12 protein-coding genes are annotated in these 13,216 nt (G+C 42.1%); 9 read left to right on the plus strand and 3 right to left on the minus strand.

The features are described 5' to 3' along the window. Positions 1–77 precede the first annotated feature (77 nt). Entirely contained in the window at positions 78–941 is an 864-nt protein-coding gene (locus NSMS1_RS11900) for a cyanophycinase (RefSeq protein ID WP_190471389.1), read from the minus strand. A 563-nt stretch (positions 942–1,504) separates the two neighbouring features. On the opposite strand from NSMS1_RS11900, the gene trmD reads away from it, so the two are divergent. From trmD to argH, 6 genes are all read left to right on the plus strand, one after another. Continuing rightward, positions 1,505–2,224, plus strand: a complete 720-nt coding sequence (gene trmD / locus NSMS1_RS11905) for a tRNA (guanosine(37)-N1)-methyltransferase TrmD (protein WP_224093370.1) — start codon at positions 1,505–1,507, stop codon at positions 2,222–2,224. 51 nt (positions 2,225–2,275) lie between these two features. Further along, positions 2,276–2,764: a 2-C-methyl-D-erythritol 2,4-cyclodiphosphate synthase gene (ispF, locus tag NSMS1_RS11910; protein ID WP_224093371.1), complete on the plus strand. Its 489-nt coding sequence runs from the start codon at positions 2,276–2,278 to the stop codon at positions 2,762–2,764. A gap of 84 nt (positions 2,765–2,848) precedes the next feature. After that, complete coding sequence (locus tag NSMS1_RS11915; RefSeq protein ID WP_224093372.1) at positions 2,849–4,636, plus strand: ABC transporter substrate-binding protein; 1,788 nt, start codon at positions 2,849–2,851, stop codon at positions 4,634–4,636. 88 nt (positions 4,637–4,724) lie between these two features. Continuing rightward, entirely contained in the window at positions 4,725–5,513 is a 789-nt protein-coding gene (larB, locus tag NSMS1_RS11920; RefSeq protein ID WP_224093373.1) for a nickel pincer cofactor biosynthesis protein LarB, read from the plus strand. 97 nt (positions 5,514–5,610) lie between these two features. After that, positions 5,611–5,817 carry a hypothetical protein gene (locus NSMS1_RS11925; protein ID WP_224093374.1) on the plus strand — a complete coding sequence of 69 codons (207 nt, stop codon included), beginning with the start codon at positions 5,611–5,613 and terminating at the stop codon, positions 5,815–5,817. A gap of 180 nt (positions 5,818–5,997) precedes the next feature. After that, positions 5,998–7,419, plus strand: coding sequence for an argininosuccinate lyase (argH, locus tag NSMS1_RS11930; RefSeq protein ID WP_224093375.1), 1,422 nt, complete (start codon positions 5,998–6,000; stop codon positions 7,417–7,419). A 143-nt stretch (positions 7,420–7,562) separates the two neighbouring features. On the opposite strand, the gene NSMS1_RS11935 is transcribed toward argH, so the two are convergent. After that, entirely contained in the window at positions 7,563–7,727 is a 165-nt protein-coding gene (locus tag NSMS1_RS11935) for a hypothetical protein (protein WP_224093376.1), read from the minus strand. Between the two features lie 470 nt (positions 7,728–8,197). On the opposite strand from NSMS1_RS11935, the gene NSMS1_RS11940 reads away from it, so the two are divergent. Further along, positions 8,198–8,941 carry a hypothetical protein gene (locus tag NSMS1_RS11940; RefSeq protein ID WP_224093377.1) on the plus strand — a complete coding sequence of 248 codons (744 nt, stop codon included), beginning with the start codon at positions 8,198–8,200 and terminating at the stop codon, positions 8,939–8,941. A gap of 1,127 nt (positions 8,942–10,068) precedes the next feature. On the opposite strand, the gene NSMS1_RS11945 is transcribed toward NSMS1_RS11940, so the two are convergent. Beyond that, the gene (locus NSMS1_RS11945) at positions 10,069–11,784 is read right to left on the minus strand and encodes a diflavin flavoprotein (protein ID WP_224093378.1); all 1,716 of its coding nucleotides are present in this window, start codon (positions 11,782–11,784) and stop codon (positions 10,069–10,071) included. 278 nt (positions 11,785–12,062) lie between these two features. Between NSMS1_RS11945 and NSMS1_RS11950 the strand changes: the two genes are divergently transcribed. Further along, entirely contained in the window at positions 12,063–12,752 is a 690-nt protein-coding gene (locus NSMS1_RS11950) for a Uma2 family endonuclease (RefSeq protein WP_224093380.1), read from the plus strand. A 194-nt stretch (positions 12,753–12,946) separates the two neighbouring features. Further along, on the plus strand, positions 12,947–13,177 hold the full coding sequence (locus tag NSMS1_RS11955) for a DUF433 domain-containing protein (RefSeq protein WP_224093381.1): 231 nt from the start codon (positions 12,947–12,949) through the stop codon (positions 13,175–13,177). The last annotated feature ends 39 nt before the right edge of the window (positions 13,178–13,216 follow it).

Genomic DNA, 13,216 nt, shown 5'->3' on the forward strand with positions numbered 1-13,216 from the left:
ATCCTATTTCTCTGGTTTTTCTACAGCAGGAAGTTAATAGATGATCAATTCAGTCTAACCTCGGATACTCTATTCCGTCAGCTGGAGATGCGGTGTACGGCAGGCAATACAGTCCTTTGGTACAGGTGGAAGCGATCGCCATAGCTGAGGATATGCAGGCGTAAGTTATGCACGGTTAAAGGTTCGGTCGCGCCAACGTGAGGTTCGTTGGTGTGGGTGAGTTCGGTAGGATCGACAATGGTGACACTGCCTTTACCTAACACTTGGAGCCAGCCATCGCGCTCAAATACAGCACAAGTATCTTCATCAATGCCGATACCTAAGCGATCAGGGTGAGCGGCGATCGCACTAATCAGACGACCCATGCGATTGCGATTGTGGAAGTGTTGGTCAACTATCACTTCAGGGATTAGCCCTAAGCCTGTTGCCATATCCACTAGGGAACGATTGGGCGTTTCGCCACTACCGCCACCAGCAATCATATGATGCCCCATCACCGCCGCACCAGCACTTGTGCCTGCCAGAGTTAGTTGTCCACCTCTGACTCGCTGCCGGATAATATCCATCACAGGTGTATCAGATAATACACCACACAGGCGCAGTTGGTCGCCTCCTGTGAGAAATACACCACTACAGGCTTCTAGGGATGCTCTCACTTGGGGGGATTCGCACTGCTCCCGTTCACGGATGTCTAAAATCTCGACCTTTTCAGCACCCATTTCTTCAAAAATGCGAATGTAACGACCACCGATGATCGCAGGTTCGCGGGAGGCAGATGGAATAATTGTAATATAGGCTTTGTTTGCACCAGACCTGCCAAAAAAAGTTCTGAGGATTTCGCGTCCGTGAACTTTGTCTTCTGCGCCTCCGATTACCAGAACGGCGGTTTTAGTTGCTTGGGGTGTCCTCATTTCCAGCGATTTAGCTTGTAGTTGCGGCATTATGTTTCTCCTGTCAACAACTTCAGAAGCCATCGCCTTGTACAGGTTTCCCGGTTTGTGGCGAATGGCGTGTGAATTTAACAAGGTTTTGCAGCCTGATGATGTTCGCACTCTGCTTTTTTCTGAAGACACTGCCACAAATGCCATAAAGCCTCATGATTTGTAAGTGCCGTGTCCTCAAAGCCAGCGCCTTGTTGTTCACCTGTCCACTTGTTCCAGACTGGCGATGAGTAGTGCTTGGGGTTCAGGTTCCCCTCTGGCGCTAGGAATTAGTTTTCCCATCTGGGCTAAGAGTGAGCAGGTCATTACACATATTTTCTGAGGCTGGCTCGACGCATCCTGTAAGTTGTTAACCTGGTTAGATTATTTATTCAAATGGTAGTTGTGACAATATTTAAACATAAATTAAGTAATTAGAAAAACTTTTGCTCCCAAGGAAAAGCAATAACTCTAGTCCTTTTAGATACTATTGTGAAAGCCTATGTGTAGTTTTACCCTGTGGAAGCATCTTGTGTTTGATAGCCATTCAAATTTAAGATTAGTGTTCTCGAATACGAATTACTGTGCGCTTTGATATAGTTACACTTTTTCCTGACTGTTTTACCTCTGTTCTCAGTTCCGGTTTACTGGGTAAAGCTCTTGCTAAACAAATTGCCCAAGTAAATTTAGTAAATCCTAGAGATTTCACCACAGATAAACATCGCAAGGTAGATGATGAGCCTTACGGTGGTGGTGTGGGGATGCTGATGAAGCCAGAGCCGATTTTTAGTGCTGTAGAGTCTTTGCCGATTCTAGAGCGCCGAGAAGTGATTTTGATGAGTCCCCAAGGGGAAACAATTAATCAGCCCCTCTTGCGAGAATTGGCTAGTAATTATGACCAATTAGTAGTAATTTGTGGGCATTACGAAGGAGTAGACGAGCGGGTACTGCATTTAGTCACCCGTGAGGTGTCTTTAGGCGATTTCATCCTCACAGGTGGAGAAATCCCCGCAATGGCACTAATTAACGGTGTAGTGCGGCTGCTTCCGGGAACTGTCGCCAAAACTGAATCCCTCACCGCCGAAAGTTTCGAGGAAGGTTTATTGGACTATCCCCAATACACCCGTCCCGCCGACTTTCGCGGCTGGAAAGTCCCTGATGTCTTGTTATCTGGAAACCACGCTGCGATCGCCAAATGGCGTTATGAGCAGCAAATCAAGAGAACAAGCGATCGCCGCCCTGATTTGCTAGAAAAATGGCAACGACAGAAGAAAGAAGGGGAGCAGGGGGAGCAGGGGGAGTAGGGGAAGTAGAGGAACAGAGGAGAATAACTGTGGACTATGGACTAATGACTAATGACTATGAACATCAGAATTGGTAACGGCTACGATATTCACAAATTGGTGAGCGATCGCGCTTTGATTTTAGGCGGTGTTAACATTCCCCATGAACTCGGTTTATTGGGGCATAGTGATGCTGATGTACTCACCCACGCCATTATGGATGCCATGTTAGGTGCTTTGTCTTTGGGGGATATTGGTCATTATTTCCCCCCTACAGATCCTAAATGGGCTGGGGCAGATAGTTTAGTTTTGTTAAGCCAAGTCAACGAATTAATTCTTACGCAAGGTTGGCGCATAGGTAATATTGACTCGGTGGTAGTTGCAGAACGTCCCAAATTGAAACCACACATTAAAACTATGCGTGACAAACTAGCCCATGTTTTGCAAGTAGAACCTAATCAAATTGGAATTAAAGCTACTACTAATGAGAAATTAGGCCCAGTAGGACGAGAAGAAGGCATCTGTGCTTATGCTGTAGTCTTGCTAGTAACTGCTGATTAGGATAAATTGATGTTTATTTTACTGAAACTCAAGATTTTCTTGATCGGCTAAAGACTTAAAATCAATAAATTTATAGTTAATGTTATGCACTCAACTAATCATATATTTTCTGTAGTTAAACGTTTTTGGATACTTATAATCATGGCTGCATTCACAGCCGTTACATTAGCAGCTTGTAATCCATCCAATTATAAAAGCTCGGCGGCTCAAATCCCGCAATTAGTAACTAGTATCCTTAGCGATCCTAAAACATTTAACTACCCTCTAAGTTCAGAATCGCCTAACGTTTTTGGCTTGATTTATGAAGGTTTAATTACGGAAAACTTTGATACTGGTGCAGTTGAGCCAGCCTTAGCCGAATCTTGGACAATTTCTGATGATAAATTAAAGATTGTTTTTACTCTCCGCGACGGTTTAAAGTGGTCTGATGGACAACCATTAACAGTAGATGATGTAGTCTTTACTTACAACGAAATTTACTTAAATGAAGCAATCCCTACTGATATTAGAGATATTATGCGGATTGGTGAAAGTCGCAAATTACCAACTATCAGAAAAGTTGATAATCGTCGGGTTGAGTTCTCTGTACCAGAACCGTTTGCACCTTTTTTACGTAGTGTTACAAGCAACGCTATTTTACCAGCCCATGTACTCAGAGAATCGATAAAAACTAAAGATTCTGAAGGCAAGCCTAAGTTTTTGCAAATGTGGGGAGTAGATACACCACCAGACCAAATTGTTTGTAATGGCATGTACAAACTAGAGCGTTATGACACTAGTGAACGTGTAGTATTCCGCCGTAACCCATACTATTGGCGCAAAGGATCAAAAGGTGAAGCTCAACCTTATATTGAGCGATTAGTATGGCAAATTGTTGAATCTACAGATACTTCTTTACTACAATTCCGTTCTGGTGGACTGGATAGTATTAGTGTTTCCCCAGATTACTTTTCTCTGTTAAAAGTGCAAGAAAAGCAAGGTAATTTTAAAATATACAATGGTGGACCAGCTACTGGGACAACATTTATCTTATTTAATCTGAATAAGGGTAAGAGAAATGGTAAACCACTCATTGATCCGATAAAATCACGCTGGTTTAATACAGTAGAATTTCGGCAAGCGGTAGCTTATGCCATTGACCGTCAAACAATGATTAATAATATTTATCGAGGTTTGGGTCAAACTCAAGATTCACCAATTTCTGTTCAAAGTCCATATTATCTTTCCCCCAAAGAAGGGTTAAAAGTTTACGATTACAACATAGAAAAAGCCAAGCAATTACTATTAAAGGCTGGGTTTAAATATAATGCTCAAAATCAGTTGCTAGACTCTGAAGGTAATCGAGTCCGCTTTTCATTGTTGACGAATGCGGGAAATAAAATTCGTGAGGCAATTGGTTCGCAAATTAAACAAGACTTAAGCAAAATCGGAATGCAGGTCGATTTTACTCCCTTGGCTTGGAATACTTATTTAGATAAGCTTTCCAACACTTTAGATTGGGACGCTTCTATGTTGGGTTTGACTGGTGGTTTAGAACCAAACGACGGTGCTAACGTCTGGAACCCTGAAGGCGGGTTACATATGTTTAATCAAAAACCCCAAGCAGGACAAAAGCCGATTGAAGGTTGGGAAGTAGCGCCTTGGGAAGCAAAAATTGGTCAACTATACATCCAAGCTGCTAGAGAATTGGATGAAGCCAAGCGCAAGGCAATTTATGCCGAAACGCAAAAAGTTACCCAAGAAAACTTACCATTTATTTACTTGGTAAATCAGTATGCGCTATCCGCAGTACGCGATCGCTTTGAGAACATCCGCTTCTCTGCATTAGGCGGCGCATTCTGGAACTTGTATGAAATAAAAATTGTTAAATAGGTAATTGGTAATTAGTAATTGGTAAGTAGCAACAACTGTTACCCATTACCTATTACCCATCACCCATTACCCATTACCTAAAATTACTGTGACCCAACCTGAAGCTTTGCGATCGCTCCTCGAAGCGGTTGCCAATGGTAAAGTTACCCCAGATAAGGCGTTAGATTCTCTCAAGAATTTAGCCTATGAACCTGTGGGTGAGTTTGCCAAAATTGACCATCACCGTCATCTGAGAACTGGTTTCCCTGAAGTAATTTGGGGACCAGGTAAAACACCAGAACAAATTGCGCGAATTATGGAGGTGATGCGCCAACGCAATCCGGTAGTCATGGCTACCCGCATTGAACCAAGCGTTTACGCCTTATTGCAGCCAAAGATTAGAGATTTACACTACTACGAATCGGCAAGAATTTGTGCGATCGCTCCCTCTACTATCGAACCTCAGTTTGAGGGAGTTATCGGCATTCTTTCAGCTGGTACTGCTGACTTACCTGTGGCGGAAGAAGCAGCCGTCACAGCTGAACTGTCTGGTTTTCGCGTAATGCGTCTTTGGGATGTGGGGGTGGCGGGTATTCATCGCCTGTTAAGTAACCGTCATCTAATTGAAGCCGCATCAGTATTGATTGTTGTCGCTGGGATGGAAGGTGCTTTACCCAGCGTCGTGGCTGGTTTGGCTAATTGCCCTGTAATTGCTGTACCTACCAGCGTGGGTTATGGCGCTAGTTTTGGCGGTTTAGCGCCTTTGTTGACAATGCTTAACTCTTGTGCTGCGGGTGTAGGAGTAGTGAATATTGATAATGGGTTTGGTGCAGCCGTCTTAGCTGGGCAAATTTTGCGGACAGCAGAGAAATTGCGGATGGCATCACAAGAATCTTGAGTTATGACATCAAGGTACATGGGTATGAGGACGGATTTAATTCAAAATTCACCTTCCTCTAATTCCCTAAATTACATCCCTAAATTAATTACCTAAGATGCACTACTTTAACGATTTCATATTTCAGATTCTGGGGAATTTCCCGGTAAATTTACCTGTACTGGCGCAAAACGTCACTGACCCAAATCTTTTAGGTCAAATACAGAAAGCTTGGACTCATTTTTTGCAAACAGGTCAAATATGGGCCCTGTTGATTGGTTTAGTTGTTGGTTATATGTTCCGTAACCTCACCAAGTACGGTTGACAAGTGTGGGGAGTAGGGAGTAGGGAGTAGGGAGTGGGGACTAGTAAAATTACCCAGTTCCCTTGAATTTTGGATTGCTCAATCCAAAATCCGTCTTGAAAAGTTTCTTACGGCGGGAGACCCGCCTACAGAACTTTCCGCAAAATCCAAAATTCCTCACTTCCCAGTCCCCTCGTACTTATGACCGAAAAACAAACTTGGAGTCAGCGATTTGAATCTGCACTACATCCAGCGATCGCTCGTTTTAATGCCAGTATAGGTTTTGACATAGAATTAATCGAATACGACATCACAGGTTCTCAAGCCCATGCCCAAATGTTGGCGCATACAGGGATTATTTCCCCAGCAGAAGGAGACCAACTAGTTGCAGGTTTAGAGCAAATTCGTGAGGAATATCGTCAAGGTAATTTTCAGCCAGGAATTGATGCTGAAGATGTCCATTTTGCTGTGGAACGGCGGTTAACAGAGATTGTAGGAGATGTAGGGAAAAAACTACATACTGCGCGATCGCGTAATGACCAAGTAGGTACTGATACTAGACTTTACCTGCGTGACCAAATTGGGCAAATTAAAACTCAGTTACGAGAATTTCAAAGTGTCCTACTAGAGATAGCTGAACAAAACGTAGAGACTCTGATTCCTGGTTATACTCACCTACAACGCGCCCAACCACTGAGTTTAGCCCATCACCTGTTGGCTTACTTCCAGATGGCACAACGAGACTGGGAACGGTTGGGTGATGTATATCGTCGTGTGAATATTTCGCCTTTGGGTTGTGGCGCTTTAGCTGGTACGACTTTTCCGATTGACCGTCATTACACAGCCGAACTGTTGCAATTTGAGCGTGTATATGAGAATAGCTTAGATGGGGTGAGCGATCGCGATTTTGCGATCGAATTTTTGTGTGCGGCAAGCTTGATTATGGTTCACCTCAGCCGTCTTAGTGAGGAAATTATTCTTTGGGCATCAGAAGAATTTCGCTTCGTCACCCTCAAAGATAGCTGTGCTACAGGTTCCAGCATCATGCCCCAAAAGAAAAACCCCGATGTTCCAGAATTAGTTAGAGGAAAAACTGGGCGTGTATTTGGTCATCTCCAAGCAATGCTGGTAATTATGAAAGGATTACCCTTGGCATATAACAAAGATTTGCAAGAAGACAAAGAGGGTATATTTGACAGCGTTAACACAGTTAAAGGTTGCTTAGAAGCCATGACAATACTGCTGCAAGAAGGGCTAGAATTTCGTACTCAGCGCCTTAACACAGCCGTCACAGAAGATTTTTCTAACGCTACAGATGTGGCAGATTATTTAGCAGCTAAAGGTGTACCGTTCCGCGAAGCTTATAATCTCGTAGGTAAAGTAGTCAAAACCAGCATTGCGGCTGGCAAACTTTTAAAAGATTTGACCATAGAAGAATGGCAACAAATACATCCAGCATTTGCCGCCGATATTTACGAAGCTATTTCCCCCCGCCAAGTTGTAGCAGCCCGTAATAGTTACGGTGGTACTGGTTTTGAGCAAGTCAGTAAAGCCCTAATTGCTGCGCGTCAGGAGATTGGGGAGAACTCAATTCAAAATTCAAAATTCAAAATTCAAAATTAGAGAATTTTGGAGAGATGAGATAAAGAAGTAGGAAAGAAAACTATGGACTATGGACTAATGACTAATGACTAAAAAAATTAGGGTGTACAGATGTACACCCTAAAAACTAAAACACTTCAAGAATCAAATTTTAAATAGATAAATTATTCAGCATCAACTGCTGCTGCTCCTTCATCTTCCTCATTCTTGGGTGTTCTTTGTTGGAACCTTCTTTGCATTCTTCCTGTTGTAGTCCGTTTACGAAACTTTCTGGCGTATGCCTGGTTCCGTAGCGCCTTTTCTTTTTTCGGGTTACGGCGCTTTGCCATATTCACCTCGTTTATAAACAACAAAAAATCGCTACTAGGCGTTTTTGAGAGAATATCAGCTACGAATGTTATTGATAAAACTCTGGCCTAGTTTAGCTGGATAAATCTTTGAACAGCATACAATTCTACCGCATCTATCTAATTATGTCAATTGAGAATAACTATGAAATGGTGAAAGGCACAGGGCAATAAAATACTGATAAAAATCAAAAATACACGTATATAAAGATATACTTTATTAGTATTAACACTAAAACATATTTAATTTACGTATACTGTAATCCTTATAAATTAAGGATAAATAAGCCTGTGATAAAAATATTGCCATTTTTGAAATTTATGTTAATGTTGTGTTTGCTACCCCGCAATAAAATAAAGTTCACAATGGCTTGGGGTGACAGGCTGTGCATTTACCTATCTGTGTCTCCTGACTCTTAGATTCTTCTTTGAAAATAACTCGGATAGGTTCAATGATTAAATATTGCAAGTTACCAAAATATTTCGCTTCTCTATCTTTAACAGCAGTATTCGCATCTAATTTAGCGATGTCTTCGGCTACTGCTCAAGTTGCCACTCAGTCAGCTTTTGGCCCATCTGTGACATTCACTTGTAATGACAGTGAGGCAACTATCAGGGCTAAGAATGGCCCAAGGGTAGTGATGGGGACGACAAGTATCTACATCGGTTATCAGCAAGTAACTTCCGTAAATAAAGACCCACGCATTATTCGTTTCGATAATGGTGTCAGAACTTGGTGTCGTAGTGATTACGAAACAACAAATGATGATGGTACAGGTTACGGCTTGATGTGGGATAGAGGAAACGTTCTGTATGGGGTTTTCACTTCTACAGGAACCCAGACAGGAAATGATTTCCGGCGTTTTAGCAATGGTCGTTGGATGCCTACCTATGGTAGCGGTGGTGGTGCAAAAGTAGCGGTAATCGCTCGGATTAATCCTACTAATGGCGATGTTAACTACGCGACTTTTTTATCTGGGAGAAAAACTAGTGATGGCACAAGTAACTCTTTGTCAGTTCTTGGTTTGTCATGGAATGGGACAAATTTGACGGTGCTATCAGATGCTTGGGCGTTTCCTCGCCGTCCTGACAGAACTTCTATGAGTTGTACTGGTTCATCACCTTTTAAATATGTGGCTGTTTTCACAGGTGATTTGACCACTATGAGTGGTGCTGCGGCTATTGGCTGTAATTAGGTTAGTAAGCTCCTGCGGGTAGGCTAATACCTATATCATTACTTAACTGTTGATTTTATTTTGTTATCAGGGTTGTATCGTTTTTTCTTGGTGAAGTAATATAGTGCAGCGTATGGGCTATGGGCATTATTATTGAAGCAAAAAAATAAGGCTCTTGCGTTGGTTTTATGGTGCGGCATTAAAATAGCCGTTTTATAGAAAAGCTCAAAAATCTAAAATCCAGTCATAATAAGGAACATAAGCTCTGACTAGATTTTATTTATTATTCGACTCCATAAAAGGAACTGAAGAGCCAAAAATAAAGCCTCTGAATTGAGACAAGTCAGTCAGTTATTAACTAAAAATCAGTAATTTAAAACTTAATTAAATATGTGATATTATGTCGGATACATATACTCATAGCCTATTTGATGATTTTCAAATAGGCTACTACTCTTATAGGAGGTTAAAAGTGCTAAAATACTTGGTTTTAGCATTTCTTGCACTGCTCATAGCGGCTTTTATGTTTTATTACCTTTCCGCTATGTTTAGCAAAATTGATAGCATTTTGAAATCAATCATTGTGCTACTGAACATGCTGCTTAAATAAAGTTATCAGCAAAAACTTGTATAGCCTAAACTAGACTGATCCTCTTATTTAGCTTTTTTCGAGTCGCTGAAAACTTGAGAAACTTAACTCTGTAACTTAGTTACAAACTTATTATATCACCATACTTTACATCGTCAAGTATGGTGCTTCCTTAGAAATACTCTCAGATTTTAAAGTCACTTTAAAATGGCATGAGTTCGGCGTTGAGAGAAACCCCCCTCCAAACCTCTCCCCTACAAGACTACGGTGTACACACAACTTAGGCCGCAAGGGTTTCAACTCTTTAATTCTCGATAAATCACCAAATTTTGGGCAACTTGAAACTCTATTTATCCCCCTAATTTTAGAGCTAGGGCGACGAAACCGAGCTTCAGGTAGTATTTCTAGACTTGTGTGTACACCTTAGCCTACAAGGAGAAAGGCTTAAAGTACCTAGTTTTCCGTTGGACTTCAAATGTATTTAAGCCTCTCTCCGCGTCGAAGAGGGGTGGGGGAGAGGTCGATCAAACTCACTTCCCCATCTGTCTCCTACTATCAATTAATAATGATTACCTGATTTGCGATGATGGACTGCGGTTACACCATCCTGATTTAAGACTTTGCCATTCTCTACAGTGGCGTAAACTAGCCAGTGATCACCTGACTCCATCCTATTTTTGACTGAACACTCCAAATATGCCAGGGCATCTTTGAGTACAGGACTGCCGTTTTCAGCTTGTTCTGTAGCTACATCAGCAAATCTATCTTGTGCTGGGCCAAAGGGTTTGAGGAAGTGTTTCATCAACCCCAAGTGATTACCTTCTTTGAGAACATTGAGAACAAACTTATTACCAGTGTGGGTAAGTGTTTCCACTGCTCGGTCTTTAGCAACTGCAATAGTTAAGCCAGGAGGATTAAAGCTGGCTTGAGCTACCCAAGAGGCTAACATGGCGCTGGAAATTTCGCCTTGCTTGGCGGTGACTACACACAATGAACCAACTATGCGCCCTACTGCTTGTTCTACGTTGGTGGCGGGTAGACTTTGCGATCGCACTTTCTTAGCTTTCTTCAAGCCTTGAGCAAAGTCGGTTCCGGCTTCTTCACACAATTGCAAGGTGACTTCGTTGGGTTTGAATTTGACGCGGATGGGTTCAAAGCCAAACCGATAACCTGCATCTTTGAGCTTACTTTCTATTAAATCAACGGCTTCACCACTCCAACCAAAGGAACCAAACACACCAGCTAGTTTATTATTGGTGGCGGTTGATAACACTATTCCTAAAGCTGTTTGTACTGGTGTAGGTGCATGACCGCCAAGTGTTGGGGAACCAATCACAAAGCCAGCCGATTTCTCTACGGCTGCACGAATTTCTTCAGGGTCGGCAAATTCACAGTTAATTGATTCTACAGCAACACCAGCTTTGGTAATGCCACGAGCGATCGCTTGGGCTAAGGTGGCTGTATTCCCGTAAGCAGACGCATAAATCAACGCTACTGTCAAGTCAGCAGATGTCTGTTGTTGGCTCCATTCCCGATAGGCGTGTGTGAGGTCGATTAAGCCGTAACGGACTAAGGGGCCGTGTCCGGTGGCGTAAAGTCGGGCGGGATAATCTGCTAGTTTCTCTAAGGCTGTTTCTACTTGCCGGGCATGGGGAGCCATCAAGCAATCATAATAGTAACGGCGGTCTTCGTTGATTGTCTCCCAGCCCTCATCAAATACTTGGTCGCCGCAAATATGCGCCCCAAATAGCTTGTCTGTGTAGAGAATTTCGGTTTGGGGGTCGTAGGTACACAACTCGTCAGCATAGCGGGGGTTGGGTGTGGGGATGAATTGCAAATCATGCCCTTTACCTAAATCAAGGGTTTCATCACCCCGCATAATCAAAATTGGTAAATCAGGCTTTTCTAGCGCCCCGCGTAAATTAATCGCCCCTGGATTAGAACAGACAAAGGTAACTTGTGGCGCTATTTCTAGTAAAGCTTTTAAGGTTGCGGCTCGGTTGGGGTTAACGTGACCGAGAATTACATAATCGATAGTTGTGACATCTAGTCTTTGCTGCAACGCATCCAGATAGATTTCCGTAAAAGTTTCCCCAGGTGGGTCAATCAAGGCAAGCTTATCACCTCGAATGAGATATGAATTAGCCGTTGTTCCTTTTGCTAAAGCATACTCAATTTCAAATCTCAATCTTGTCCAACTGCGCGATCGCAGTACAGTTGTATCTGTGCTAATTGGTAATACTTGAACGTCGCGTGGTTTATTTTGTGGCTTCATAATTTACTTATTTGAAAGTATTTTTGATAAATTTGTCACTAGATTTAAACTATTGCCAAAGTGTAGGCATTCACAACTTTAGGAAATGAGTAGCTATTTATAATTAAAGCTTAGTTTATTTGAGTAGATTTTCAGCGTTGATGATCAATGAGATAAATGTTTAGTAATCTCAATTGTGAATTTGGATTTGAGAGAGCGATAAGCGTAGCTTAAGCCTTTGGCTATTGCCTCAAACAACGCTGTTACAATAAAGGCATACTTGATGCCGTATTCATTCTATGACCATCGCTCAAGAAATCAATCCGCAAACAACATTCTGCCAGGATGTTACATTTCCTCCTAGTGACATATACAGTGATGAACCACCCTTGGAAAGCGAACTACATCTAGAGCAAATCATGCTCTTACTACAATGTTTAAAATGGCTGTGGCGGGAGAGGAATGATTTCTATGCGGTGGGAAACTTGACTATTTACTACAGTCCCCATCAACGTAAATCAGAGTATTTCCGAGGGCCAGACTTTTTCGTAGTGCTAGGATGTGAACGTAAAACCAGAAAAAGTTGGGTGGTATGGGAAGAACACGGCAAATATCCCAATGTTATCGTTGAAATTCTGTTTGACTCCACAGCTGATACAGACAAAAATTTAAAAAAAACAATTTATCAAGACACCTTCCGCACACCGGATTATTTTTGGTTTGACCCTTACACCTTAGAATTAGCTGGGTTTCATTTATTAGATGGTGAATATCAACCTCTGCAACCAAATGAACATGGGCATTTGTGGAGTCAACAATTAGGATTGTATTTGGGTGTACATGAAGGATTATTGCGTTATTTTACACCAGAACATCAACTCGTACCCACGCTGGAAGAAATTGCACAACAAGCGCAGCAAGCACAACAACAAGCAGAACGTATGGCGGCTAAACTGCGGGAGTTGAATATCGATCCAGATACAATATGAGTATTTTAGGCAAGCTATTGAGTAAACTTAGTTTGTATTTTGCGACTTTGTTTTGCTATGGTTAACGGTTCGTCTAAGGAAAGTTGACCAAGTTCATTAACAGTTCCTTGAACCTCAATGGCTTTCATTGGTGTAAATCTGAGTTTACCTTTAATAGTATAGAGTTTATAACCATACATCACGAAGCCACAACCATGCAAAATCTTACCAGAATTACCCGTAATCCAGAGGTGATGGGCGGTAAACCCTGCATTCGGGGAATGCGCGTTACTGTTGGTACTATAGTCGGTTTAATGGCATCTGGACATACCAACAGCGATATCCTCAAAGCGTATCCCTATCTGGAAGAAGCTGATATTTATGAGGCACTTGCCTATGCTGCATGGCGAGTTGAAGAAATTGAAGTACCTCTCACAAGTGCATGAAAATTTTGATTGATATGAACCTTTCGCCTAATTGGGTTG

The sequence above is a fragment of the Nostoc sp. MS1 genome, from assembly GCF_019976755.1.
In the GTDB taxonomy this organism is placed as follows: Bacteria; Cyanobacteriota; Cyanobacteriia; order Cyanobacteriales; family Nostocaceae; genus Trichormus.